The 24,918-nt window shown below is 60.9% G+C and carries 21 protein-coding genes; 14 read left to right on the top strand and 7 right to left on the bottom strand.

Annotated features, from left to right (window positions below):
• Window positions 1-348: 348 nt before the first annotated feature.
• The 3 genes from FGE21_RS09725 to FGE21_RS09715 all read right to left on the bottom strand — a co-directional run bounded on the left by FGE21_RS09725 (window position 349) and on the right by FGE21_RS09715 (window position 6,576).
• On the bottom strand, window positions 349-1,935 hold the full coding sequence (locus FGE21_RS09725) for a chemotaxis protein CheW (RefSeq protein WP_139663091.1): 1,587 nt from the start codon (window positions 1,933-1,935) through the stop codon (window positions 349-351).
• Window positions 1,901-4,657, bottom strand: a complete 2,757-nt coding sequence (locus FGE21_RS09720) for a PAS domain-containing methyl-accepting chemotaxis protein (RefSeq protein WP_218062773.1) — start codon at window positions 4,655-4,657, stop codon at window positions 1,901-1,903. The genes FGE21_RS09725 and FGE21_RS09720 overlap by 35 nt, the downstream gene beginning before the upstream one ends.
• 290 nt (window positions 4,658-4,947) lie before the next feature.
• Window positions 4,948-6,576 carry a GMC family oxidoreductase gene (locus tag FGE21_RS09715; RefSeq protein WP_255731477.1) on the bottom strand — a complete coding sequence of 543 codons (1,629 nt, stop codon included), beginning with the start codon at window positions 6,574-6,576 and terminating at the stop codon, window positions 4,948-4,950.
• Window positions 6,577-7,147: 571 nt separating this feature from the next.
• On the opposite strand from FGE21_RS09715, the gene FGE21_RS09710 reads away from it, so the two are divergent.
• The 14 genes from FGE21_RS09710 (at window position 7,148) to FGE21_RS09645 (ending at window position 20,772) form a co-directional block, all read left to right on the top strand.
• Entirely contained in the window at window positions 7,148-8,383 is a 1,236-nt protein-coding gene (locus FGE21_RS09710) for an ABC transporter substrate-binding protein (RefSeq protein ID WP_139663090.1), read from the top strand.
• 106 nt (window positions 8,384-8,489) lie between these two features.
• Window positions 8,490-9,380, top strand: a complete 891-nt coding sequence (locus tag FGE21_RS09705) for a carbohydrate ABC transporter permease (protein WP_139663089.1) — start codon at window positions 8,490-8,492, stop codon at window positions 9,378-9,380.
• Window position 9,381: 1 nt separating this feature from the next.
• Window positions 9,382-10,275: a carbohydrate ABC transporter permease gene (locus FGE21_RS09700; protein ID WP_139663131.1), complete on the top strand. Its 894-nt coding sequence runs from the start codon at window positions 9,382-9,384 to the stop codon at window positions 10,273-10,275.
• 11 nt (window positions 10,276-10,286) lie between these two features.
• Complete coding sequence (locus tag FGE21_RS09695) at window positions 10,287-11,378, top strand: ABC transporter ATP-binding protein (protein WP_139663088.1); 1,092 nt, start codon at window positions 10,287-10,289, stop codon at window positions 11,376-11,378.
• A gap of 40 nt (window positions 11,379-11,418) precedes the next feature.
• Complete coding sequence (locus tag FGE21_RS09690) at window positions 11,419-12,168, top strand: sugar phosphate isomerase/epimerase (protein ID WP_139663087.1); 750 nt, start codon at window positions 11,419-11,421, stop codon at window positions 12,166-12,168.
• Window positions 12,169-12,179: 11 nt separating this feature from the next.
• On the top strand, window positions 12,180-13,301 hold the full coding sequence (locus FGE21_RS09685; protein ID WP_139663086.1) for a Gfo/Idh/MocA family protein: 1,122 nt from the start codon (window positions 12,180-12,182) through the stop codon (window positions 13,299-13,301).
• Between the two features lie 131 nt (window positions 13,302-13,432).
• Complete coding sequence (locus tag FGE21_RS09680; protein ID WP_139663085.1) at window positions 13,433-14,488, top strand: sugar phosphate isomerase/epimerase; 1,056 nt, start codon at window positions 13,433-13,435, stop codon at window positions 14,486-14,488.
• Entirely contained in the window at window positions 14,485-15,585 is a 1,101-nt protein-coding gene (locus FGE21_RS09675; protein WP_255731476.1) for a Gfo/Idh/MocA family protein, read from the top strand. Before FGE21_RS09680 ends, FGE21_RS09675 begins: the two co-directional genes overlap by 4 nt.
• A gap of 578 nt (window positions 15,586-16,163) precedes the next feature.
• On the top strand, window positions 16,164-16,568 hold the full coding sequence (locus FGE21_RS09670; RefSeq protein WP_139663084.1) for a transposase: 405 nt from the start codon (window positions 16,164-16,166) through the stop codon (window positions 16,566-16,568).
• Window positions 16,565-16,915, top strand: coding sequence for an IS66 family insertion sequence element accessory protein TnpB (gene tnpB / locus FGE21_RS09665; protein WP_139663083.1), 351 nt, complete (start codon window positions 16,565-16,567; stop codon window positions 16,913-16,915). The genes FGE21_RS09670 and tnpB overlap by 4 nt, the downstream gene beginning before the upstream one ends.
• A gap of 121 nt (window positions 16,916-17,036) precedes the next feature.
• A complete protein-coding gene (locus FGE21_RS09660) occupies window positions 17,037-18,134 on the top strand; it encodes an AAA family ATPase (RefSeq protein WP_139663082.1) in 1,098 nt (365 codons plus the stop codon).
• A gap of 75 nt (window positions 18,135-18,209) precedes the next feature.
• On the top strand, window positions 18,210-18,839 hold the full coding sequence (locus FGE21_RS09655; protein ID WP_176695405.1) for a UDP-2,3-diacylglucosamine diphosphatase: 630 nt from the start codon (window positions 18,210-18,212) through the stop codon (window positions 18,837-18,839).
• 14 nt (window positions 18,840-18,853) lie between these two features.
• Window positions 18,854-20,071, top strand: coding sequence for a DUF3419 family protein (locus FGE21_RS09650; protein WP_139663081.1), 1,218 nt, complete (start codon window positions 18,854-18,856; stop codon window positions 20,069-20,071).
• A gap of 17 nt (window positions 20,072-20,088) precedes the next feature.
• On the top strand, window positions 20,089-20,772 hold the full coding sequence (locus FGE21_RS09645; protein WP_139663080.1) for a class I SAM-dependent methyltransferase: 684 nt from the start codon (window positions 20,089-20,091) through the stop codon (window positions 20,770-20,772).
• On the opposite strand, the gene arsB is transcribed toward FGE21_RS09645, so the two are convergent.
• The 4 genes from arsB to FGE21_RS09625 are packed head-to-tail and all read right to left on the bottom strand — an operon-like array spanning window position 20,769 to window position 24,885.
• Complete coding sequence (gene arsB / locus FGE21_RS09640; RefSeq protein WP_139663079.1) at window positions 20,769-21,779, bottom strand: ACR3 family arsenite efflux transporter; 1,011 nt, start codon at window positions 21,777-21,779, stop codon at window positions 20,769-20,771. The genes FGE21_RS09645 and arsB overlap by 4 nt on opposite strands.
• The gene (gene arsJ, locus FGE21_RS09635) at window positions 21,776-23,041 is read right to left on the bottom strand and encodes an organoarsenical effux MFS transporter ArsJ (protein ID WP_139663078.1); all 1,266 of its coding nucleotides are present in this window, start codon (window positions 23,039-23,041) and stop codon (window positions 21,776-21,778) included. The genes arsB and arsJ overlap by 4 nt, the downstream gene beginning before the upstream one ends.
• A complete protein-coding gene (locus FGE21_RS09630; protein WP_139663077.1) occupies window positions 23,038-24,036 on the bottom strand; it encodes an ArsJ-associated glyceraldehyde-3-phosphate dehydrogenase in 999 nt (332 codons plus the stop codon). The genes arsJ and FGE21_RS09630 overlap by 4 nt, the downstream gene beginning before the upstream one ends.
• 6 nt (window positions 24,037-24,042) lie before the next feature.
• The gene (locus tag FGE21_RS09625) at window positions 24,043-24,885 is read right to left on the bottom strand and encodes a helix-turn-helix domain-containing protein (protein WP_139663076.1); all 843 of its coding nucleotides are present in this window, start codon (window positions 24,883-24,885) and stop codon (window positions 24,043-24,045) included.
• Between the last annotated feature and the right edge of the window lie 33 nt (window positions 24,886-24,918).

Raw genomic sequence — 24,918 nt, 5'->3', positions numbered from 1 at the left:
CGTTCTTTCTTCGCTTCGGCCCAACGGCTTGGCCGCCACCCGAAGTGGATCCCGCTTCCGGGCATTTCCGGCGGTGGGATCCGGCTTGGAGAGCGAAAAATGCCCCGCCGGTCCACCCTTCGATCAGATGTGGCCCGCCCGGGCTGAAGCCGGGTGCTGCAAACGGGCGCGGAGCGTCTGTTGGCGGGGGTGTGCTCCCCAGCCGTCACTTGCCGCTGGGATAGGAAATCGGAACATCCCGTCGTGGCGATGCTCGGAAAATGCCGATGTCCCGGCCAACGCTGTCTGACCCATGCTGCGCCGCATCCGGAGTTGAAAATTCGCTCGGACGCTGCCGCGATCTTGCACCTAGGGCAGCAGTAATGTCGGATCCTCGACCGGGACCAGACGGCGGCTCGGGCCCAGGCCCAGTTCGACCAATTGTTCAGACGGCACTTCGCTCGCGGAGCCATCGGAATTGCGGAACCCTTTTAGACGCCCCGTATCAATTGATTTCATCGCCTCCACCGCCAAACCGTAGTGGTGCCCGTCCTTCTTCAGGATCAAAATGCCAGCTTCGGTTCCGAAATTTCCCATCCCGTTGCCGCGCCGCTGTGCGCAATCGTAAACGGGCATCAGGCGATTGCGGTACGACAAATTGACCAGATGGCCCTCGAAATCAGCCGCCCCGAATGCCACCGGCACGCGCATGATTTCGCTCACCGCCTCTATCGGTACGGCAAAATCACCGGCCGCACAGACCGTCAGATAGCGGTTCGACTGCGAGCGAATCCCCGCGAGCGCCGACGCACCGCTGCCATGGTCCGATGTTTTCGCAGCCGCCTCCTGGCGCCCGGAAGACGTGGCCATACGTTTCTTTGGTTCCGGCTTTTTTCGGTGCGAGGTGGACGCAAGCCTCAGAAGGTCCGCATCCTTTCGGCAGGCCTCCACATTGATAACGAAACACTGATCGCCGCCCTCATCAATGTGGACGCCGTCAAAGAGGTTCCACCGCCTGGTGACACTTGGCGGAAATTTATAGACGGCGTCTTCTTCTATATTTACGACGCTCACGACGCGGTCGACATTGAATGACAGCGCATGGTCATCGGGGTATTCAATAACAATCCCAGAGGCTTCCGTGGGTCGCGCACCACAACCGGGGAAGCCGAAATTGGCCAATGTGTCCAACATCGGCATTTCCATTCCGTGCCGACTGATCAGACCGAGACACCCGCCGCTGCTCACCGGCCAGGGTTCCAGCACGCTGGTCGGCACGGTCGAGGCGATATCCTTTATTGCAATCAGAAAGTTCAGCTCTCCGACCTGGAATTTGATGTGAGCGAGCTTTCGCACCCGGGATCGCCGACGCGTGGTCGCCGAAATTTCATCGGATGGCGCCAGCGGGATCGACAAAAGCTCCGGCACGGAGAGCAACGAAAAATGGCCGTGCCTGTCGCAGATATAGCCGCCGCAGACGAGTTCATCCGGCTCCTCAGGCAGGTTTTGGGCCCAGGTATCGCCCAGCTGCAACAAACAGCGCACAACGTCGACCAAGACTCCGGTAACGCGACCGTTGGCGCGGACAACGACAATCACACCCTTTGCGGCACCGGTGCCCGGCGCGACCTCGGGATCAGAAAGATCCAATTCCTGTGTATTGAACACAGGCGCATCCAGCCCCAATCGACGGTGGAGGGCCTGAACGGGAATTGCCTTGCCCCGCAGCAGCACCCCCCCAACCAGATCCGGATGCTGGGTCGGCAGGCGCTGAAACCGGATCGGAGCCGGGATGACCTCCCGCACATGCTCAATGGGGATGGCAAACAACATCCCACCGATTTCCACCACACCGACCATCATATCCGCCGGTTCCGGGATGTCATCGCCCCCGGTGCCTTCCACGACGTCCCGCACCGGATCAGGCCGCTTTGGGGTCGTCGGACAACTGGGCAATCAGTTGCTCCACCTGTTTCGAAACAGAGAGCTGATTGTCGGCGGCTGTTGAAATCTGGTCCACTGATTTCCCAGTCAGATTGACGCTTTCGACGATACGGGAGAAGGCATCCCGTGCGGCGACCGACCGTGTTGTTCCCTGATCAACGCGGACTTCGGATTCGGCAATCAGTCGCGAAATCTTATGCGCCGCTTCAGAACTTCGTTCTGCCAGTTTCCGGACCTCTTCGGCGACAACCGAGAAGCCGACACCATGTTCGCCCGCGCGCGCCGCCTCAATCGCCGCGTTGAAGGCAAGAAGGTTGGTTTGATTGGCAATTTCACCGATAACTTTGACAATTTCCGAAATTTCGCCAGAGGAGCGCTGCATCAACTCGATCGTTTCGATCGTGTGATTGAGCGCCTCAAACCCCTGCGTGGCGTTCTGTTCGGTATCCGCCGCCTTGCTGCGGGCCTCGCTGGTGGCAAAAGAGATATCAGAGATCGCCTCGCTCAGAGAATTGACCGCGGACATCATCTTTGCCGCATTCTGTTGAATCGTCAGCTCTCGTGCGACCTGTTCGGTGATATCGGCGGCGTATTTGATCACCCCCATGGGTTCCCCATGCAGGTCCATGAGGGGGGCATAGGTGGCCTGAATGTACACATCGCGGGCAAATTTTCCAACCCGGTGGAACCGACCTGACTGAAATTCGCCCCGGTTCAATGCGAGCCAGAAGTCCCGGTATTCCTGTGATTTCAGGTGCTCTGCCGCGCAAAACATGGAGTGATGCTGGCCAATGATTTCGCGCACGGAATACCCCATGACGCTGAGAAAATTCTCGTTGGCCGACACAACATTTCCGTCCAGATCGAATTGCACGACCGCCTGGCTGCGGTTCATCGCCTCAATCTTGTTGTTGGCATCGACCGACTGCTTCTTGGCATCCGTAACGTCGCTTGCGTATTTCACGACCTTTACCGGCGCGCCTTTCAGGTCGAAGATCGGATTGTAGGTCGCCTGGATCCAGACTTCCCTGCCGCCGCGGCCGAGCCGTTTGTATTCACCCGCCGCGAACTCTCCGCGCGCGAGTTGCTTCCAAAACTCGCGGTAGCTCTCGCTCGCGGCATATTCTTCTTCGCAGAACATCTTGTGTTTCTGGCCGACAACTTCCTCGGCATCATAGCCCATGAGATTGAGGAAATTTGTATTGGCGCTGAGAATAGTGCCTTCAAGATCGAACTCAATCACAGCCTGACTACGGCTGACCGCATTCAATTTCGCCTCGAATTCGACCGCAATTTCCTTTGATTCGGTCAGGTCATTGGCGAATTTCACGATCTTGATCGGGTTCCCGTCGAGATCAAAGACCGGGTTGTAGGTCGCCTGGATCCAGAGATCGGACCCGTCTTTTCGGAGCCTCTGATAGACGCCGCTGTCGTATTCGCCATTGGCCAATTTGCGCCAGAACGTCACATAGGCCCGGCTTTCTGCGTAGTCCTTCGTACAGAAAATCCGGTGGTGCTGGCCAACAATTTCATCCAGCGTATACCCCGCCAGATCGAGAAAAATATCGTTGGCCCATAGAACATGGCCGTTGAGGTCGAACTCGATCACCGCCTGACTGCGGTTCGCGGCCTCCAGACGCGCCTCCATCTGGGCGCGTTTTTGGTGTGCCTCGCTCACATCAGAGGCGAATTTGACAATTTTGACCAATTTTCCGTCCGGACCGAAGACCGGGTTATAGGAGGCCTGAATCCAGACCGGAGATCCGTCCTTCTTCAGCCGCCGGAATTCGCCGTGAGAATATTCTCCGGACGATAGCTTTTGCCAAAAGGCCGCGTAGCCCGCCCCTTTAGCCGTGTCCGCATCGCAGAAAATCCTGTGGTGGCGGCCGACGATGTCCTTGAGCGTATAGCCCGTCAGTTCCAGGAAATTTGGATTGGCGTCCAGAATAGTACCGTCAAGGTCAAATTCGATCACCGCGCTGCTGCGACTCAGGGCGTCGATCTTGCTGGCGCTGTCGGCAGACTGCAGTTTTGATTGAGTGACGTCCATCGCATATTCAACAATGCGGACCACCTGCCCGTCGCGATCCAAGATCGGGTTGAAGGCAGCGCGCACCCAGACTTGATCGCCCTTGCGCCCGACCCGCTGGTACTCTCCCTCGACGCCCTGGCCGCCCCGCAAATCATCCCAGATCCGGGAAAACCCTTTCGGCTTGCCTTTCAGGTCAGGCCAAAGCAGGCCATAGTGTGCGCCGATAAGATCACCGCGCTTGTAGCCCATAAGCCCGCAGAAGTTGTCATTCACCTGCATAATCGTGCCATCGGTGTCATACTCCGCAATCGCCTGAGCGCGTTCAATCGCCGCGACGTAGCCGAGAATGGCCTCGTCCGGCTTGACGATGCCTCCGGTCAGAAAGACGTGGCCGTCATGAGATTTCTGCATGAAACCATGGAATTGGGGCGACACAGGAGTGTCCTTCAACCTCACCCGGAAGGAGAAGCTTCCATCTCCGGATGCGGTGGCCTGAACGTCGCGACGCAGGTGCTCCTGGTCGACGACCAGATCGGTCAGCGTCGTGTCTTCCGAGGTTTTGAGCCGAGCAAAAGCCTCATGGGCCGGATCACTGGCGGCCACCACAGTCAGGTTTTTCGGCTCCAATTTGAGAATGACCGCATGGCTCATCAAAGCTTCGCCAGCGCCTTTGAGGTCTATTTCAACGAACTTTTTAACCATGAACTCGTTTCCCTTTTATCGACCCACGCCGCCACGACAGGTTTGTACCAAAGACTGGGGGAAAAATTGCACAGCGCACTTAACATGGTGTAAAGGACGCAGCCTTTCTGCGCTGGTTTTGCCGCCGCAGAGACCACAAACACAAACCCGCATTTCCGGCCCGCAGCGCCTGCCAGCCGTTGAAAGCGCCGTCTCTGAAAGTCCGGCCTCAGAAAGCACGCCCTCGAAGGCCCTGCCCCGCTCCACCCTCCTCCCCCAAAGCGAGCGTCGGCCCCAGCCCCCGGGACGGATCAGGGGCGGGCGGCGGCGAGCACCATTTCGGCGGCTTTCTCGGCGATCATCACCACCGGTGACGCCGTGTTGCCTGAGACGATTTTGGGCATGACCGAGGCATCGACGATCCGCAAACCCGACAGTCCGTGCACCAACAGCCGTGCATCCACCACCGCCGCAGCGTCAGACCCCATCCTGCAGGTCCCGACCGGATGAAAGATTGTGGTCGCGATGTCGCCCACCGCCCCGAGAACGTCCTCATCGCTGTTGCAATCTGGCCCTGGAAGAATCTCTTCGGGCGCATATGGCGCCAATGCGCGCGCGGTCATGACCTGACGGGCCTGCCTGACCGACGCCAAGGCCACTGCCCTATCGGACTCGGCGGACAGGTAATTCAGGCGAATGTCCGGCTGATCGTTCAAATCCGCGCTCTGCAGGTGACAGGAGCCGACACTTTCCGGGCGTAGGTTGCAAACGGAAACCGTGATCGCCGGGAACGGGTGCAGCGGGTCGCCCAGCTTGTCTGTCGACAGGGGCTGCACGTGGTATTCCAGATCCGGCGTTTCCAGATCCGGGCGGGATTTGGTGAACATGCCGAACTGACTGGGCGCCATGGACATCGGCCCGCTCTGGGTGAGCCCGTATTGCAGGGCGATTTTCGCTTTGCCAAACCAACTGTTGGCCATGGTGTTCAGTGTCTTTGCGTTCCGCACCTTGAATACGGTGCGGATCTGCAGATGATCCTGCAGGTTCTCTCCGACGCCTGCCAACGGGTGCCGGACGGTGATGCCGTGGCGCGCCAGAACATCCGGACGACCGATGCCTGACAGCTCCAGCAGTTTGGGCGAGTTGATGGCGCCGGCGGCCAGCAGAACCTCCTGCCGGGCAAGGGCGGTATATGTCTCACCACCGCGACGATATTCCACGCCGACAACCCGTTTGCCCTCCAGCACCAGACGGTGGGTATGCGCCTCGGTCAGAACCCGGAGGTTTTTGCGTTTCATCGCCGGGCGCAGGAAGGCTTTGGCCGTGTTCCACCGCACGCCCTTGTTCTGGTTGACCTCGAAGAAGCCAGACCCTTCGTTGTTGCCGTCGTTGAAATCGGCACGCGGCTTGATGCCGAATTCCGCCGCGCCTTGCTGCACCGCGGTCAGAATGTCCCATTTCAGGCGCTGCTCGGACACTTTCCATTCGCCGCCCCCCCGGTGCATTTCGCTGTCGCCACCGTGGTGATCTTCGGACTTCAGGAAATAGGGCAGCACATCGTCCCAGCCCCAGCCCGGATTGCCAAGCTGGCGCCAGATGTCGTAGTCGGCCGCCTGCCCGCGCATGTAGATCATGCCGTTCACCGAGGTGCAGCCGCCCAGAACCTTGCCGCGCGGATAGCTGAGCGCCCGCCCGTTCAGGCCTGCTTCGGGCGCGGTTTTCATCATCCAGTCGGTGCGTGGATTGCCGATGCAATAGAGATAGCCCACGGGGATATGCACCCAGTGGTAATTATCGCTCTTGCCCGCCTCAAGCAGCAGAACCTTGTTCTTTGGGTCCGCACTCAGGCGGTTGGCCAGCACACAGCCCGCCGTGCCGCCCCCCACAATGACAAAATCGTAGGTTTCTCTCCGCTCGCTGCCGTCGTGCATATCAGTCATCTGCCCTACATATGTCCTGCTGAGCGCACGTTCGTTGAACAGGCCCCTCCCAGCGTCAGCACAGTTTTGCGCCAGACATTCGTCAACTGCAACACTCGTGACCGAGCTCTCGGCCGGGCCCGACATGTCGTCGCCGGGGCGGCGGGGCGCGATGTCAGCCCGCAAACCATCGGCTTGGGACAGGGGCAACGCCGTCAAAAGCGACGCCGGTCGATTCGGGCAAGACAACACAGCGCGCAGCCGGGCAACAGCGGGGTCGGTGGCGCCAACGGCGAAATCAGCGCGGCAACGGCAAAGACTCCCTCGCCTGTTCCGCGCCGGACCGGAGGCTGTCTCAGGACCATTTGGGACGTGATTTCAAACACATGAACATTCATCGCGGGATCTGCGGACATCGGCGGCACCGCAGCGTCAGCCGTTTCTCTGCGCCAGAGCATGTAATCGTTTACGTGAAAGCAAAACTTTGCTTAACTGCCGATGTAAACGTTTTCAGATGCGGCATGTGCACAGAAAACAGGCCGCAGACGGAAGGAGGGGCTCGGTAGGAGGAGCCTGTTAGGGAGGAAGACACATGACCACACTTCGAACACTACTGACGGCAACCAGCGCCCTGTGCTGGCTGAGTACGGCCCATGCCACAGAGCTGGAGGTCACCCATTGGTGGACCTCCGGGGGGGAGGCCGCTGCGGTGGCTGAACTGGCGAAGGCCTTTGACAGCAAGACCGAGCACAGCTGGAAGGACGGCGCCATTGCAGGCAGCGGAAATACCGCCAGGCCAGTGATGATCTCGCGGATTACCGGCGGCGACCCGATGGCCGCGACCCAGTTCAACCACGGGCGTCAGGCGGAGGAGCTGGTGGAGGCAGGTCTGATGCGGGACCTGACCGAGATCGCCGCCGCCGAGGGCTGGAAGGACATCGTGAACCCGCCATCCTTGCTTGATGCCTGCACCCTCGACGGCAAGATCTACTGCGCCCCGATCAACATCCATTCCTGGCAATGGCTATGGCTGTCGGACGCGGCCTACAAGACGGCGGGCGTGCCTGTGCCCACCAACTGGAGCGAATTTGTCGCTGCCGCGCCTGCGCTCACCGAGGCCGGCATCGTTCCCATGGCAATGGGTCAGCAGGGCTGGCAGCAAAAGGGGGCGTTTGACGTTCTGATGATCGCGCTTTTGCCAAATGACATCTACCTGAAGGTCTATGACGAAAAGGATGCGGAGGTCGCCGCAGGGCCGGATGTTGCCAAGATCTTTGAGGCGGTGGATCAGGCGCGCAGCATGGCGGCCAATTCCAACGTGCAGGACTGGAACCAGGCCACCAACATGCTGATCACCGGCAAAGCCGGCGGCCAGATCATGGGCGACTGGGCCCAGGGGGAGTTTGCCGTCGCGGGCAAGGTCGCCGGTACCGACTACCATTGCCTGCCCGGTCTTGGCGAGAAGAACGTGCTGACCACCGGAGGCGATGCCTTCTATTTCCCGGTGCTCGATGATCCGGACCAGACCGCCGCGCAGGGGGAGCTGGCGGCATTGATGCTCTCGCCCGAAGTGCAGGTCGCCTTCAACCTCAAGAAGGGGTCGCTGCCGGTGCGCGGCGATGTGGATCTGTCGTCGGCCAATGACTGCATGCAAAAAGGCCTCGCGGTGCTGAAATCAGCAGAACCGCTGCCCGGAGGCGACCAGTTGATCACACAGGACACCACCCGGCAGATCGAAGATCTGATGGTCGAGTTCTTTGCCGACACCTCGCTGACTGCCGCTGCCGCTCAAGAGCGCTTTGCCGAGATCATCGGCGACGCGGATTGATCTGAGCGCCCTCTGAGCCCCCTGCCCGACCTGCCCCATTGAACGATCTTCCGGGGCGGGTCGGGACCACCCAGAAATCCTGCATGCAACGCACGGGAGGCGCCTGATGGCTGCTTCACGACCCAACCGCCTGTTTCGCAACCTCACCGCCAAGATCGCGGCGATTCCGATGATTCTGACGGCCCTTGTCGTTTTTGTCGGCGGCACCCTGTGGACGGTCGTCTACAGTTTCACCGGCTCGAAAATGCTGCCGAAGCTGAAATTTGTCGGCCTTGACCAATACGAACGCCTCTGGGACACGCGCCGCTGGATGGTGTCGATCGAGAACCTGTTGATCTACGGTATCTGCATGCTGGTCTTCAGCTTCGTGATCGGCTTCATCCTCGCCGCCCTGATGGATCAGAAGATCCGCTTTGAGAGCACGTTCCGGACCATCATCCTCTATCCATATGCCCTCAGTTTCATCGTCACCGGGCTGGTCTGGCAATGGGTTCTGAACCCTGAGTTCGGCATTCAGCACATCCTGCGCAGCCTCGGCTGGGAGAGTTTCACCTTTGACCCGCTCTACAACGCCGACATCGCAATTTACGGTGTCCTGATCGCCGGTCTGTGGCAGGGCACCGGGCTGATCATGGTGCTGATGCTTGCTGGTTTGCGCGGGATCGATCAGGAGATCTGGAAGGCCAGCCGGGTCGACGGCATCCCGGCGTGGAAAACCTATGTTTTTATCGTCATTCCGATGATGCGCCCCGTTTTCATCACCACGCTGGTCCTTGTCGCGGCGGCCATCGTCAAGGTCTACGACCTGATTGTGGCCCAGACCGGTGGCGGCCCCGGCATCGCAACCGAAATGCCCGCGAAATACGTCTATGACTATATGTTTGGCGGTCAGAACCTCGGTCAGGGCTTTGCCGCATCGACGATGATGCTGCTGGCGGTGATCATCGTGGTGATCCCCTGGGCCTATATGGAATTCGGGAGCAAGAACCGTGGCTGATATGACCTCAACCCTGAGCGGGCCGCGCGGCCCCAAACCGCGCAAGGTCCTGAGCCGCAACAATATCATGATCTACGGCAGCCTGATCGTGGTCTCCCTCTACTACCTGCTGCCGCTGTGGGTGATGGTGATGACATCGCTGAAGGGCATGCCGGAAATCCGCATGGGCAACATTTTTGCCCCGCCGGTGGAGATCACCTTTGAGCCCTGGGTGAAGGCCTGGTCCGAGGCCTGCACGGGCCTCAACTGCGATGGCCTCTCGCGGGGGTTCTGGAATTCGGTCCGGATCACCGTGCCCTCGGTGGTGGTCTCCATCGCGATTGCCAGCGTCAACGGCTATGCGCTGGCCAACTGGCGCTTCCGGGGGGCGGATGTGTTCTTCACCATCCTGATCTTCGGCGCCTTCATTCCCTACCAGGTGATGCTCTACCCGATCGTGATCCTGCTGCGGGAAATGGGGCTCTATGGCTCTCTGACCGGGTTGGTGATCGTGCACTCCGTCTTTGGCATGCCGATCCTGACGCTCTTGTTCCGGAACTATTTCACCTCGCTGCCGGAAGAGCTGTTCAAGGCCGCGCGCGTGGATGGCGCAGGCTTCTGGCGGATCTATTTCCAGATCATGCTGCCGATGTCTTTGCCGATCTTTGTGGTGGCGATGATCCTGCAGGTCACCGGCATCTGGAACGATTTCCTGTTCGGCGTGATCTACACAAAGCCCGACCTCTATCCGATGACGGTGCAGCTGAACAATATCGTCAATTCGGTGCAGGGCGTCAAAGAATACAACGTCAACATGGCGGCGACGCTGCTGACCGGGCTGGTGCCGCTGGCGATCTATTTCATCTCCGGAAAACTCTTCGTGCGGGGCATTGCCGCCGGCGCGGTCAAAGGCTGAGGACAACGCATATGGACCCGAGTATTTCAATCAAGGACCTCCACCTGAGCTTTGGCGCCGTGGAAGTCATCAACGCCCTCAATCTGGATGTGGGACAGGGAGAGTTTCTCGTCCTCCTCGGCTCCTCCGGCTGTGGCAAGTCGACGCTTTTGAACTGTATCGCCGGGCTGCTGGACGTGTCGGACGGGCAGATCTTCATTCAGGGCAACAATGTCACCTGGGAGGAGCCCTCCAGGCGCGGCATCGGCATGGTGTTCCAGAGCTATGCGCTCTATCCGCAGATGACCGTCGAAGGCAACCTGAGTTTCGGCCTGAAGAACGCGGGCTTTTCAAAGACGGAGGTGGCCGAACGCGTGGCAAAGGCGGCGCGCATCCTGCAGATAGAGCCGCTGTTGAAACGCAAACCCGCCGCCCTGTCCGGGGGCCAGCGCCAGCGGGTTGCCATCGGCCGGGCACTGGTGCGGGACGTCGATGTGTTTCTCTTTGACGAGCCGCTGTCGAACCTGGATGCCAAGCTGCGCACCGATCTGCGCGCCGAAATCAAGGAATTGCACCAGACCCTGCGCAACACGATGATCTATGTCACCCACGATCAGATCGAAGCGATGACGCTGGCGGACCGGATCGCGATCATGCGGGGCGGGCAGATCCTGCAGCTGGCCTCCCCCAAGGAGATCTACAACCGCCCGAACTGCAAATATGTGGCGGATTTCATCGGCTCGCCATCGATGAACTTCCTGGCCGGCGCGCTCTCGACCGAGGCGGATGGAACCGTCCGCTTCACCTGCCCCAGCGGCGTGTTTTCGCTGGATGGCTATGCCTTTGACGCGCCGGTTCGCGGCGGCGAGGGTTGGCTCGGCATTCGCCCGGAACATATTGCGTCCGGCGCAGAGGCCGCCAGCCGGGCGATCCAGCTCGACGCGACCGTGCGGCTGGTGGAGCCCCTCGGCTCCGACACGCTGGTGCGGGTGATGGTCGCAGACCAGAGCTTTTGGGTGCGTATGGACGGGCGCACGGAGGTGCGCGAGGGCGACCCCCTGCCCATCGGCTTCAACCCCGGTCGCTGCAATGTTTTCGACAAAACAACCGAGGCCCGCCTCTGACCGGCCACGGGATCATACCCCAAACAACAGGATCAGAATTATGGATGTTTCATTTCAACTCTATTCCGCCCGCAATCACAGTTCATGGGCCGATACATTCGAACTTTTGGGCAAGCTTGGCTACACGCAGGTCGAAGGCTTCGCCGGGGTCTATGAGGACCCGGACGAAACCCGCCGCCTGATGGACGACAACGGGCTGAGCATGCCGTCGGGACATTTCTTTCCCATCGCTCAGTTCGAAGACAATCTCGCCGATACCCTCGCGATGGCACAGACGCTGGGCATCAAGCAGCTGTTCTGCCCGGCCCCCGAGGATGCGCTGCGTGACGGGGCGGACCTTGCCGCCTGGTCGGACCTCGCCCACCGGCTGGAGGCTGCGGCAAAGCGGGTTCAGGACGCAGGCCTGCGGTTTGGCTGGCACAACCACCATTGGGAATTCAACCCCCTGCCCGGCGGCGAGATTCCGATGCAGGTGATCCTCGACACGGCCCCCTCAATCGAATGGGAAATGGATGTGGCCTGGATCCTGCGCGGCGGTGCCGACCCGATGGAATGGATCGACCGCTACAAGGACCGGATCACCGCCGCCCATGTCAAGGACATCGCCCCCGACGGCGACTGCGTCGACGAGGATGGCTGGGCCGATGTCGGTCACGGCACCATGGACTGGCCCGGGCTGACCGCAGCCCTTCGCGATGCGGGGGTGTCCCTGTTTGTGATGGAGCACGACAAACCCTCTGACACAGACCGGTTCGCGCGCCGCTCCATTGCAACCTTCAACTCCTTCTGACGAGGCCTATCATGAGCAAACCACTCGGAATCGGTGTCATTGGCTGCGGCAATATTTCCGCCGCCTACATGCGCCTTGCCCCGATGTTTTCGGGCATTGAAATGCGCGCCTGTGCGGATCTGGCAGCCGAAGCCGCCCATGCCCGCGCCACGGAGTTCGGCCTGCGGGCGGACACGATCGACGGGCTGCTGGCTGCGGATGACATCGATATTGTCGTCAACCTGACCATTCCGGCAGCGCACTTCAAAGTCTCGCGGCAAATTCTGGAGGCAGGCAAGCATGTCTACTCCGAAAAGCCATTTGTACTGAGCCGCGAAGAGGGGGCGGAACTGGCCCGTATCGCGGCCGAAAAATCGCTGCGCGTCGGCTCTGCTCCGGATACGTTTCTGGGCGGAGCGCATCAGCTTGCACGGCATCTCGTCGACAGCGAAGCCGTGGGGCGGATCACCTCCGGCACTTGTTTCGTGCAAAGCCCCGGCATGGAAATGTGGCATCCGAACCCGGATTTCTTCTTTCAGCCCGGCGGCGGCCCGATCCTGGATCTCGGCCCCTATTACCTGTCCAACCTCGTGCAATTGCTGGGACCTGTCAAACGCGTCTGCGCCATGTCCTCCTCTGCGTGGGAGTATCGCACCATCACCTCAGAGCCGCGCGCGGGCGAGACGCTGAAAGTCGAGACACCGACCACCATCCACGCGGTGATGCAATTCCACTCGGGCGCCCAGATCACCTATTGCGCCAGTTGGGATGTCTGGCAGCACGGCCATTCCAACATGGAGCTCTACGGCACCTCGGGTACGTTGCATGTGCCGGATCCGAACTTTTTCGGCGGCGAGGTGCGGATGACGGAGAAGAGCAGTTTCACAAACGGCACCCCGGCCTGGGATCATCCGTTCGGGCGCACCAACGAGGACGGGCGGGCCAATTACCGGGCAGCGGGCCTTGCCGATATGGCACAGTCGATCATCAACGACCGCCCGCACCGCTGCGCGCTTGAGTTCGCGTTGCATGTTGTGGACGTGATGACCTCGATCCTTGCCTCGGGCGAGACCGGCCAGTTTGTGGAGATCGAAACAAGCTGCGAGCGGCCGACCGCGCTTGGGATAGAAGACGCGCGTCGGCTTCTGGCCTGACCGGACCCACCAGACTGACCCCGCCTGACCGACCCGCCTGTGCCCCATCTGCACAACGAACACAGGCCCGCAACGGCACCCTGACGCAGGGCGCGCCTGTCCGGGCGCCTCCCAGGATATGGAGAACAAAGATGACTGCACCAATCAAAGGACCCGCCTTGTTCCTGGCCCAGTTCGCGGGCGACAGCGCGCCGTTCAATTCGCTTGAGGGGATCTGCAAATGGGCGGCGAACCTGGGCTACAAGGGGGTTCAGATCCCGACCTTTGACGGCCGCCTGTTCGATCTGGACAAAGCTGCCGACAGCCAGACCTATTGCGATGAGATCAAGGGGATCTGCACCGAGGCCGGTGTCGAGATCACCGAGCTTTCCACCCATCTTCAAGGGCAATTGGTGGCGGTCAATCCCGCCTACGATCTGGCCTTTGACGCCTTTGCGCCAGAGGCGATGCGTGGCAATCCCGCCGCCCGGCAGGCCTGGGCCGTGGATCAGGTCAAAAAGGCCGCAACCGCCTCGCAGCGGCTGGGGCTGTCGCATACGGTCAGCTTTACCGGATCGCTCGCCTTTCCCTATCTCTACCCCTGGCCACAACGGCCCGACGGCCTGATCGAAGAAGCCTTTTCCGAGCTGGCCCGGCGCTGGAAACCCATCCTCGATCACTATGCGGACCTCGGGCAGGATATCGGTTTTGAAATTCACCCGGGCGAGGACGTGTTCGATGGCGCCACCTGGGAGATGTTCCTGGAGGCGCTGGACGGGCATCAGGCCGCGATGATCAATTACGATCCCAGCCATTTCCTGCTGCAGCAGATGGATTACCTGGCCTTCATTGATCTCTATCACGACCGCATCAACGCCTTTCACGTGAAGGATGCGGAGTTCAACCCGGATGGCCGGCAGGGCGTTTACTCCGGCTATCAAAGCTGGACCAACCGGGCCGGGCGGTTTCGCTCGCTCGGGGACGGACAGGTGGATTTCGGGGCAATCTTCTCGAAACTCACGCAATATGGCTATGACAGCTGGGCGGTGCTGGAGTGGGAATGCTGCATCAAATCGCCCGAGCAGGGCGCAGCAGAAGGCGCGCCCTTCATCGCAGGGCACCTGATCGACGTAACCGGCAAGGCGTTTGACGATTTTGCCGGAGGCGCGCGCGATGAGACAACATTGAAGAGGATGCTGGGCCTATGACACGACTGAAACTTGGCATGGTCGGCGGCGGTCAGGGGGCGTTTATCGGCGGCGTCCACCGGATCGCCGCCCGGCTGGACGGGAAATGGGATCTGGTGGCCGGGGCGTTGTCCTCCGACCCCGACCGGGCCATGGCATCGGCAGCGGAGCTCGGGATTGCGGCGGACCGGAGCTATACCTCCTTTGCGGATATGGCGCAGGCTGAGGCGGATCGGCCGGACGGGGTCGACGCGGTGGCCATTGTGACGCCAAACCACCTTCATGCCGCCCCCGCGATTGCCTTTCTCGACGCGGGCATTCACGTGATCTGCGACAAGCCCCTCGCGGCGACACAGGAGCAGGCGCAGGAGTTGGCAGCGGCCGCCAACCGGTCGGCGGCGCATTTCATTCTGACCCACAACTATACCGGCTACCCGCTGATCCGCCTCGCCCGAAAGATGGTCGCTCGTGGCGATCTCGGCGCGGTGCGGGTGATCCAGGCGGAATATGCCCAGGACTGGCTGGCCGAAGAAACGCAATCGAAACAGGCGGATTGGCGCACCGATCCAGCCCGTGCCGGGGCCGGGGCAATCGGCGATATCGGCACCCATGCGTTCAACCTCCTGTCCTTTGTCAGCGGCTTGCGGGCCGAGGCGCTATCGGCGGAGCTGCACAGTTTTGTCGAGGGCCGCAGCGTCGATGACAATGCGCATATCCTGTTGCGCCTGTCAGAGGGGGCCCGTGGCATGATCTGGGCCAGCCAGGTCGCGGTGGGCAATGAAAACGGCCTGCGGCTGCGCATCTACGGCGCCAAAGGCGGTCTGGAGTGGTCGCAGGAAGACCCGAACCGGATGTGGTTCACGCGGTTTGGCGAGGCCCCGCGCCTGTTGACCCGCGGGCAGGGCGAAGCGACCGAGGGCACCCGCATTCCAGCGGGCCACCCCGAGGGGTATCTGGAAGGCTTTGCCACGCTCTATTCCGAAGCCGCCGACCTGATTTCGGGCACATCCCCGACGCCGCCGCTCCCGGGGATCGAAGCGGGCCTTGACGGGATGTGGTTCATCACCTCATGCTTGGAGAGTTCCGGCAACGCGGGCGCCTGGGTCGCACGGGACTAGAAACGCCGCAGGTCGCGCCCCCGGGATGCGGTGATGCGGGACCATGTGTCCCGTAGCCATCGCCCTGGCTGACGGGTTTCATTCAGTTTGATACCTGTTGAGATTTTTGTCACATAATCTCAGTGCGTTATGGGGTTAAAATTTCAGCTGGTTTGATACCATTAGTGGGGTGCCGTAACTTTTGCACCAAGTCGGCACCTTGCGCCCCCAAAAATGCTTCATGAATTCAGTGAAGAGGTCTATTGGGTGTGGGCCAATTGGCCTACACCCCACACCCGATCAAACGTGCTCTACTTGCTAATTTCAGGACCAGCCCGCAAGTTCGGGAGAGTCTTTCAAGTCCTGATCTAAGTCGGCTCGCACTCTCACGGCTGTTGCTTCAGGATCTAGCAAATCTTCTTGCATGAGAAGCGCCGCAGCGGTGTCGTGATCAACATTGAGAGCGCTCTGTTTCTCTTTAACTTCATGAACTGCACGCGCCAGAACAACCCAATAGTTCGTAAGCGGTGTAAACACCCCATGTTTCGATAAAATAAGGGGTTTGCGATACTGACGCCACCTGATGCAAGGAGGTGGCAATGCTGGATGGAATGGCTCCGGAAGAGGCGAAGGTTTGGGGGATCAGGCTCCCCATGTCCTCGTCCGGGCGGCGTAAATGGCCTGATGAACTGCGCTCGATGGCCGTGCAGAAAATCCTGGCGGGGGCCGGTATCCGGGAGACGGCCGAGGAGATCGGCGCCAACAAATCTCTGGTGGCGCTCTGGGTCAAGAAGGCAGAGCCGCAAGCGGATGGGCCCGCTTTTGTCGAAGTCGTCACTCCTAGGACCTTGCCGACACCCCAGCCATCGATGCCCGTCGCTGCCTCGCGGGAGAATGACGCCTCCTGCAAGATCAGCGTCGGCTCTGCAACGATCGAGATACCCCAAGGCTATCCCGCCGTTCATCTTGTGGAGATTTTGCGGGCCGTGAGGGCGGCGCAATGATTTCTCCAGCCAGCAATTTCAGAATTTATCTGGCTTCGCAGCCCGTAGATTTCAGAAAAGGATTGGATGGGCTCGCCGCGTGTGTCGCGAACAGTTTCCAGCTCGATCCCTATTCCGGCGCGATTTACGTGTTTCGGTCCCGGCGCGCTGATCGTCTGAAGATCCTTGTCTGGGATGGCTCCGGTCTCGTCCTGATCATGAAACGGCTACAGGGCAAGCGGTTCACCTGGCCAAAGCCCCAAACCGGCCCCGTTACATTGACCAAAGTTCAGTTCGACGCGCTTTTCGACGGCATTGATTGGACCAAGGTGGCGGCCTCACCCAGCCGCAAACCCGTGTTTCTGTAGTTCAACAGACATTCCAACGACGGGATGACCGGAGTGCGACCAGTCGTCGGCTCCGTGAGATCCAGACGCGCGAGAGTTCGGTCTTCGCGGAACTTCGCGTACTACATTCGGAAAATCAAAAATGACCAAGATCAAGTTCATCGATGCCCGCTTTCCCGACGGAGGCCTTGACGAGATGGGTATCAAGCGCCGCTTCGAGGGACACCTTCGAAAGCTCAGAGCCCTGCGTGACGGGGTGACGCCACAGGCACCGGGAGACTTCGCGGACGCCCTCCGTTGGGAAGGTGATTTGAGCGAGGTGCGGATTTCCAGCAATGACCGAAACAAGATCCTTCGCAGGGCGCAGTACCTTGTGCAGCGCCGAGCCGCTTTGTCTGGGACCAGCCATTTCTCCAGTGACGACAAGCGCAAGTTGGGGGTGCTCCGGAACGGGGTGGATCTTGTCGAGATCAAAACCGAACATCGCGCCGACGAGATCGCCGCCGCGATACACGCGGATATGCCCTGGATGACGCCCGCGACCGACTTCCTCTGGAAGGCGATGCGTCGCTCCGTTCACGTCGGCGAGCCCGGGTTCCGCCTGCCACCCGTCCTCCTCGACGGGCCTCCGGGGATCGGCAAGAGCATGTGGTCCCGCCAGCTTGGTCGACATCTGGGCGTGCCGCGTGGCGCGATCGAGAGAACGGCGGAGCAGGCGTCCTTCGTGATCAATGGGTCGCAAAAAGGTTGGGGGACCACCTTCCCGGGGCGTCCCATCCAAACCATCCTCCAAAGCCTCTGCGCGAACCCTATTATCGTGATCGACGAAATAGAGAAGGCGGGCAAACCGACTTCCACGACCGGACAGACCTACGGATTGCAGGAAGGGTTGCTCCCCCTTCTGGAGCGATCTTCGGCAGCCACCTGGAAGTGCCCATATTTTCAGATCAACTTCGACATGTCCTGGATCAGTTGGGTCCTGACCTCCAACTCCCTGGCCACTTTGTCAGCGCCGTTTCTCAGCCGCCTTGAGGTTCTTCGCCTCTCGCAGGTCTCATCTGCCCACTTGAGCGAGTTTGCCCGTCGTGAGGGTCACAAACGCGGACTAAGCCAGCCCTCTGTTGACGCCCTGGCCGAGGCTCTGGAAATCGCCAGCCGCACCGACCAGCTGAACTTGCGTCACGTGATCAGGATGCTGGAGAGGGGACAGGTGTTGGAGGCGGCGGGGACGCTTCACTGATCCGATTTCTGAGATGGTCCCCGACAACTGGACACCCTACTAAGCTTGCCGCCAACGATCACGAGGAAGAACAGCGTGGCTGGCAAACGAAAGAACTACTGCGCCGAGTTTAAGGCGAAGGTGGCGCTTGAGGCTACCCCGCCCTACCGCCTGGAGCGGCGGCTCCGGAACGGCAAGCGCTATCTGGTGACCCATGGCGATCAGTTCGATTCCGTGGTGGTGCATGCCAAATGGCTCGCCCATCTCGGAGACCGCGCCTACAGCTTCATTCTGTGGCTCAACACCCGCATCAACCGGATGCGCCACCTCTGGGGCGGGCAATATTGGTCGCTGTCGAAATGGGCCAAGCATCAGGTCAAACAAGCCGTCAACTTCATCAGCGAATATGAGAACGTCCTGACCGCCGAGGCACGGCGGGGCGGATACGACGGGGTGATCTGTGGTCATATCCACAGCGCGGCCATTCGGGATCTGGATGGCGTTTCCTACGTCAACACAGGCGACTGGGTGGAAAGCTGCACGGCGGTCGTCGAATTGGCGGACGGCAGTCTGGCCCTGATTGACTGGGAACGCTCTGCCCGACGCCCCGGTCGCTCCGGTCGCACGGGTCGCACCGCACGCCCTGGACACAGCCGACACATCGGACGCCACGCACGCCGCAAACGACTGGCACGCCGCAAAGACAAACACAGCGAAAACGTATGAAGGAAGCCAGCGCGATGAGCATTTCCACCCAAGCCCAACTGGATGCTGCTGTTCTGCAGGACGGCGATGTCACAACCGGACGACTGGAGCGCCTGTTTGCGCGGCTGTTCATGGGGCTGGTCTATCCGCAGATCTGGGAGGATCCGGTGGTGGACATGAAAGCCCTGAACATCGCGCCCGGGGACAATCTGATCTGCATCGCCTCCGGCAGCTGCAACCTGATGTCCTATCTGACGGCAGGTCCCGCGTCGGTGACGGCGGTTGATCTGTCGCCTGCCCATGTGGCGCTGGGGCGGCTCAAACTGACTGCGGCCCGCGCCTTGCCAGACTATGTGGCCTTCTACCAGTTCTTTGCGCGGGCAGATATGGCCAGCAATGTGGCGCTCTATGAGCGATACCTGCGGCCGGACCTCGACGCCACGACCCGTGCCTATTGGGACGCACGCCAGCCCTTCCGCCGCAGGATCTCAGTATTTGGGCGTGGCTTTTACCGGCATGGGCTGCTGGGCCGTTTTCTGGGCGTTGTTCATCTGATCGCGCGTCTGGGCAGGGTTGATTTTTCCCCCCTTCTGATCGCCCGCTCGATCGACGAGCAAACGGCGTTTTTCAACGCGCGGATTGCGCCGTTGTTTGACATGTGGCTGGTGCGCAAGCTGGCAGGGTTTCGCGCCGCATTGTTCGGGCTTGGTATCCCGCCCGCGCAATATGACAAACTGGCCGCCGACGGGGATGGCGATGTCCTGCCCGTCCTGCGCGAGCGTGTTCGAAAGCTGATGTGCGATTTTCCGATCCGCGACAACTACTTCGCCTGGCAGGCCTTTGCCCGGGGCTATGACCCTGCGCCCGACGGATCTCTGCCCCCCTATCTGCAGCCGGACGCCTACGCGGCCTTGCGCGAAAACGCCTCCAGAGGGCACATCGTGAACCGCTCCCTGACCGAGCTGCTTGCGGACCAGCCCGAGGGCTGCAAACAGGGGTATGTCCTGCTGGATGCGCAGGACTGGATGAACGACACGCAGCTGAACGAGCTGTGGCGCGAAATAACACGGACAGCTGCGCCGGGGGCACGAGTCATCTTTCGCACCGGCGGCACCCACGACATTCTGCCGGGGCGGGTGGTGCCTCGGATCCTCGACCGCTGGAGCTATGACAGCGACGCCTCGGCCGAGGGGACGGCGCAGGACCGTTCGGCGATTTACGGCGCTTTCCATCTTTATCGTTTTCAGGGTTAGAAGCAGGGTCCGAACCGATGCCACATTCCGCCACCCCTCCCCATGCCGAGCTGATGGACCGGACCTACCGCCACCAGCGCCTGTTCTATGATCTGACCCGCAAATACTATCTGTTCGGCCGGGACCGCCTGATTGCGGACCTGAACCCGCAACAGGGATCGCATATCCTCGAAATCGCCTGCGGCACCGGGCGCAACCTGCAGGTCGCCGCCAAAAAATACCCGCAGGCCGCCTTTTACGGCCTCGACATTTCCTCCGAGATGCTGATTTCAGCGCGCACGAAACTGGCAGGGCGGGCACAGCTGGCGCAGGCCGATGCCTGCGGATTTGACGCCCGTCAGCTGTTCCAGCGGGCGCAGTTCGACCGGATCTTTATTTCATACGGGATTTCAATGATCCCGGACTGGGAGACCGCCCTGCAGGTGGCCTGCGGGCATCTGGCGCCGGGGGGCGAGTTGCATATCGTGGATTTTTCAGACCAGGCGGGCTGGCCTGATTGGTTCGGTTCGGCGCTTGGGCGCTGGCTGGAGAAATTCCACGTCTCACCGCGCCTTGACCTGGGCCCTGCGCTGGAACGGCTGGCAGACACTGTGGGCGGCACGGCGCAGCATGGGCAGCTCTATCGCGGCTATGCGCAATACGGGGTCCTGCGCGCGCCAACCGCAGGAGCGCCGGCCGTGGCCACCTCCCGCCCTGCCTAGTCGGCAAAGCGGGCCCGGGTCCGGTTTGCAAAGGCCACCAGCGTCAGCATCACCGGGACCTCGACCAGCACGCCAACCACAGTCGCCAGCGCCGCGCCGGAATTCAGGCCAAACAGGCTGATGGCGACCGCAACGGCAAGTTCAAAGAAATTCGACGTCCCGATCAGGGCGCAGGGCGCTGCGATGCGGTGCGGCACCTTCAATGCAAATGCCGCCGCATAGGCGACTGCGAAAATACTGTAGCTTTGGACGATGATCGGCACCGCAATCAGCAGAATGATCAGCGGCCGCGAGACGATGACCTGCCCCTGCAGGCCGAACAGGATCATCACCGTCACGATCAGCCCGACAACGGAATAGGGTTTGACCCGGGCCTGAAACCGCTCAATCGCCGCCTCCGCACCGAGGCGACTGCGGGTGATCATCCCCGCCACCAATGGCAGCGCGATGAACAGAAGCACCGACAGGATCAGGGTGGACCAGGGCACCGTGATATCCGTAACCCCCAATAACAGAGCCACAATCGGCGCAAAGGCGACAACCATGATCAGATCGTTCACCGAGACCTGCAATAGCGTATAGGCCGCATCGCCGCGGGTCAGTTGCGACCAGACAAAAACCATCGCGGTGCAGGGCGCAGCCCCCAGCAGGATCAGGCCCGCGATATACTGAAGCGCGTCCTCGGCCGGGATCCAGGGGGCAAAGACATATTGGAAGAACAGGACCGCCAGCGCCGCCATGGTGAAGGGTTTGACGAGCCAGTTCACCACCAGGGTGATCAACAGGCCCTGCGGCTGTCTGGCGACTTTGGTCAGGGAGCGGGGATCGACGCCCACCATCATCGGATAGACCATCGCCCAGATCAGCACCGCGACCACCAGATTGACACTGGCCACCTCTGCGGCGGCGACCGCATTGACCAATCCGGGCGCGATATTGCCCAGCAGGATGCCGCCCGCCATGGCCAATGCGACCCAGATCGAGAGGTAACGTTCGAAAATACTCATGCGGGAACTCCGTGGTTTTCAGATGTTCGAAGCTGCGTGGTAGCGGCCGAACTCAACACGATCATAACAGCCGCAGTACCGAGACACAGCGCGAGCCCGCCAAGCTGATAGGTGAGCCCTGACAGGACCGTGCCCAAAAGCCGCCCGGCCGCGTTGGACATGTAGTAGAACCCGACATCCATCGTGACCCGTCTGGCATCGGTAAAGCTGAGGATCAGAAAGGAATGCAGGGAGGAATTGACGGCAAAGATTCCGCCGAACGCCAGCAGCCCGCCGATGATCGTCACCGTCAAGACCGGCGACGGCTCTGGCGACAACCACACGAGGCTGGCCAAGGCTGCGGGCACTACGGCCAGCATCGCCGCCCAGCGCTTTGCGCGCGTCAGGATCTCCGCATCTGTCAGCATCGACGCGCGCAGAATACGCGGCGCGCTGCCCTGCACCACACCATACAGGATGGTCCAGACCGCCATGAAGGTTCCGATCACAAAAAAGGCTGCGCGATTTCCCTCGTGGCTGCCGTCCGACAGCACAGCGTAGAAATAGATCGGAATGCCGACCACGAACCAGACGTCGCGGGCTCCGAACAGGAACAACCGGGCGCCGCTGAGCCAGTTCACATTGCGATTCTTGGAGAAGACCTCGGAGAACCTGGCATCTTTGCGACCGATGGGCAGGCCCGAGGGCATGCCAACCACGACGCCTGCGAGGATCACGAACAGGATCGCGGCCATCGCCAGGACCGACGGCACAAATCCACACACCGCCAGCAGCGCCGCGCCCAACAGGAACCCGGCGCCTTTGACTGCATTCTTCGAACCGGTCAGCACCGCGACCCAGCGAAACAACCCCCCGCCATCGTCAGGCGCAAGGATCTTGACCGCGCTCTTGGAGCTCATCTTGGCCAGATCCTTGGCCACGCCCGACAGGCCCTGCACCAGCATGACAAAGGTGACAGAGGCCGCGATGCTCCATTCCGGATCGAGCCGGGCCAGAGCCAGCAGGGCCACAACCTGCAGCGACAGTCCGGCATAGAGCGTGGCCGTCAGACCAAAGCGCGCCGCAATCCACCCCGCAGAGAGGTTGGTGACGACGCCTGCGATTTCATAGAGCACAAACAGATAGGCCAGCTGCACCGGCGAAAAGCCCAGCGTGTGGAAATGCAGCAGAACCAGCATCCGGAGCGCCCCGTCGGTCAGCATGAAGGCCCAATATGCGGCCGTCACGGTCAGATAGGCGGCAAAGCCAGCAGGACGTGTCACAGGGTTCCACCCACCATCAGCGCCACATCGACAAGGCGATGCGCATAACCGAACTCATTGTCATACCACGCATAAATTTTGACCTGCGTGCCGTTCACCACCATCGTCGAGGGCGCATCAATGATACTGCTGCGCGGGTCATTGGTGTAATCCGACGACACCAGCGGCCGGGTCTCATACCCGAGGATCCCGCTCAAAGGGCCGTCAGCTGCGGCTTTGAACAAAGCATTGACCTCGTCAGCTGTCGTCTCACGGGACATTTCGAACACGCAATCGGTGATCGAGGCGTTCAGCAAAGGCACCCGCACCGCGTGGCCATTCAGCTTGCCCGCCAGCTCGGGGTAGATCAGCGTGATCGCCGTGGCAGAGCCGGTCGTGGTCGGGATCAGGTTGGTCAGCGCGGATCGCGCGCGCCGCATGTCCTTGGCCGGGCGGTCCACTATGGTCTGGGTGTTGGTGACATCGTGGATTGTCGTGATCGAGCCGTGCTTGATGCCGATCCCCTCCAACAGGACCTTGACCACCGGCGCCAGACAATTGGTGGTGCAGCTGGCGGCCGTGATGATCCGATGTGCCTCCGGGTTGTAGGCATCGTTGTTGATGCCGTAGACGATGTTCGCAGTCGGCCCGTCCTTGACCGGCGCCGAAACGACGACCTTTTTCACGCCCGCCTCGAAATACGGGGCGAGCTTGGCTTCGGTCTTGAAGGCTCCGGTGCAATCGATAACGACATCAACGCCTTCGAGAGGCAGCGCGCCGATATCGCGGCTGCAGGTCACGGGAATGCGGGTGCCGTCGATCGAAATCCCTTCGTCGTCCGACGCAAATTCCGCAGGCCAGCGCCCGTGGACGGAATCAAATTCCAGCAGATGCGCGTGCATCGCGGGATCGCCTGTCGCATCGTTCACAAAAGCGATCTTTGCGCCACGTTCGATCAAGGGGCGCAGGGCGAGTTTGCCCATGCGGCCAAGCCCGTTGAGAGCATAGGTTGTCATGGTCGGTTATACCTGTTCCTGTTCGCGTCTGCCGATTTCATCCACATGTTTTTGCAACGACTCCCGGTCCAGAGTCTCAAACGGCAGCGATGTGAAGGCGCTGATCCGATTGCGCAAGGCGCCGTATGTCTGCTGGAACGCCAGCCTCTTTTGCGCCTCCGTGCCCTCTGCCTTGACCGGGTCCGGCATGCCCCAATGGCCGGAGATCGGCTGCCCCGGCCACACAGGACATTCCTCATTTGCGGCGCGGTCGCAGACGGTGAAGACAAAATCCATCCGGGGCGCGTCAACGCCTTGAAATTCAGATACGTTTTTCGACCTAAGCGGCGCAACATCGTGCTTCTTCGACTTGAGCATCTCGACCGCATAGGGGTTCAGTTCAGACCGGTGCGCGGTGCCCGCCGAATAGGCCGTGAACCGATCCCCGCCGAGGTCGCGCAACAGGGTCTCGGCAAAAATGGAACGGGCCGAATTGCCGGTACAGACAAAGAGAACGTTGAATTTGGTATCGCGCATAGGGGACACGCTCCTGATGAGGTCAGAAAAATGTGGCGGACAAAGATCCGGTCGGCCACGACAACAATCCACAAAGAGACCGGCCACAACGTCGCGGGCCGCCTGCAGATTGATCGCATAGAGCAACCGCGCGCCGTCCCGCCGCTGGGCAATCAGATCCGCCCGCGTCAGCGCGGCCAGATAGGCCGATGCGGTGCTTGCCTTCAGGCCCAGAACATCCGCGATTTCGCCCGCCGGCAGCTCATCCGGACAGCGCCGCATGAGCAGCCGGAACACCGCAATGCGCTGCGGGTGGCTGAGAACGGCGAGTCGATCTGTGAGTATGTTTTCCATATTTCACGAATATTGGAATTGTTTGTTTCGAGC

This window comes from Phaeobacter sp. B1627 (assembly GCF_006265095.1).
Lineage (GTDB): Bacteria > Pseudomonadota > Alphaproteobacteria > Rhodobacterales > Rhodobacteraceae > Epibacterium.
This window is presented reverse-complemented; position numbering and strand designations above follow the sequence as displayed.

What these genes read in the sequence shown, in the direction of transcription:
- FGE21_RS09720 (WP_218062773.1), bottom strand. Translation starts at nt 4,657, where the DNA reads ATGGTTAAAAAGTTCGTTGAAATAGACCTCAAAGGCGCTGGCGAAGCT.
- FGE21_RS09715 (WP_255731477.1), bottom strand. Translation starts at nt 6,576, where the DNA reads ATGACTGATATGCACGACGGCAGCGAGCGGAGAGAAACCTACGATTTT.
- FGE21_RS09710 (WP_139663090.1), top strand. Translation starts at nt 7,148, where the DNA reads ATGACCACACTTCGAACACTACTGACGGCAACCAGCGCCCTGTGCTGG.
- FGE21_RS09705 (WP_139663089.1), top strand. Translation starts at nt 8,490, where the DNA reads ATGGCTGCTTCACGACCCAACCGCCTGTTTCGCAACCTCACCGCCAAG.
- FGE21_RS09700 (WP_139663131.1), top strand. Translation starts at nt 9,382, where the DNA reads ATGACCTCAACCCTGAGCGGGCCGCGCGGCCCCAAACCGCGCAAGGTC.
- FGE21_RS09695 (WP_139663088.1), top strand. Translation starts at nt 10,287, where the DNA reads ATGGACCCGAGTATTTCAATCAAGGACCTCCACCTGAGCTTTGGCGCC.
- FGE21_RS09690 (WP_139663087.1), top strand. Translation starts at nt 11,419, where the DNA reads ATGGATGTTTCATTTCAACTCTATTCCGCCCGCAATCACAGTTCATGG.
- FGE21_RS09685 (WP_139663086.1), top strand. Translation starts at nt 12,180, where the DNA reads ATGAGCAAACCACTCGGAATCGGTGTCATTGGCTGCGGCAATATTTCC.
- FGE21_RS09680 (WP_139663085.1), top strand. Translation starts at nt 13,433, where the DNA reads ATGACTGCACCAATCAAAGGACCCGCCTTGTTCCTGGCCCAGTTCGCG.
- FGE21_RS09675 (WP_255731476.1), top strand. Translation starts at nt 14,485, where the DNA reads ATGACACGACTGAAACTTGGCATGGTCGGCGGCGGTCAGGGGGCGTTT.
- FGE21_RS09670 (WP_139663084.1), top strand. Translation starts at nt 16,164, where the DNA reads ATGCTGGATGGAATGGCTCCGGAAGAGGCGAAGGTTTGGGGGATCAGG.
- tnpB (WP_139663083.1), top strand. Translation starts at nt 16,565, where the DNA reads ATGATTTCTCCAGCCAGCAATTTCAGAATTTATCTGGCTTCGCAGCCC.
- FGE21_RS09660 (WP_139663082.1), top strand. Translation starts at nt 17,037, where the DNA reads ATGACCAAGATCAAGTTCATCGATGCCCGCTTTCCCGACGGAGGCCTT.
- FGE21_RS09650 (WP_139663081.1), top strand. Translation starts at nt 18,854, where the DNA reads ATGAGCATTTCCACCCAAGCCCAACTGGATGCTGCTGTTCTGCAGGAC.
- FGE21_RS09645 (WP_139663080.1), top strand. Translation starts at nt 20,089, where the DNA reads ATGCCACATTCCGCCACCCCTCCCCATGCCGAGCTGATGGACCGGACC.
- arsB (WP_139663079.1), bottom strand. Translation starts at nt 21,779, where the DNA reads ATGAGTATTTTCGAACGTTACCTCTCGATCTGGGTCGCATTGGCCATG.
- FGE21_RS09630 (WP_139663077.1), bottom strand. Translation starts at nt 24,036, where the DNA reads ATGACAACCTATGCTCTCAACGGGCTTGGCCGCATGGGCAAACTCGCC.
- FGE21_RS09625 (WP_139663076.1), bottom strand. Translation starts at nt 24,885, where the DNA reads ATGGAAAACATACTCACAGATCGACTCGCCGTTCTCAGCCACCCGCAG.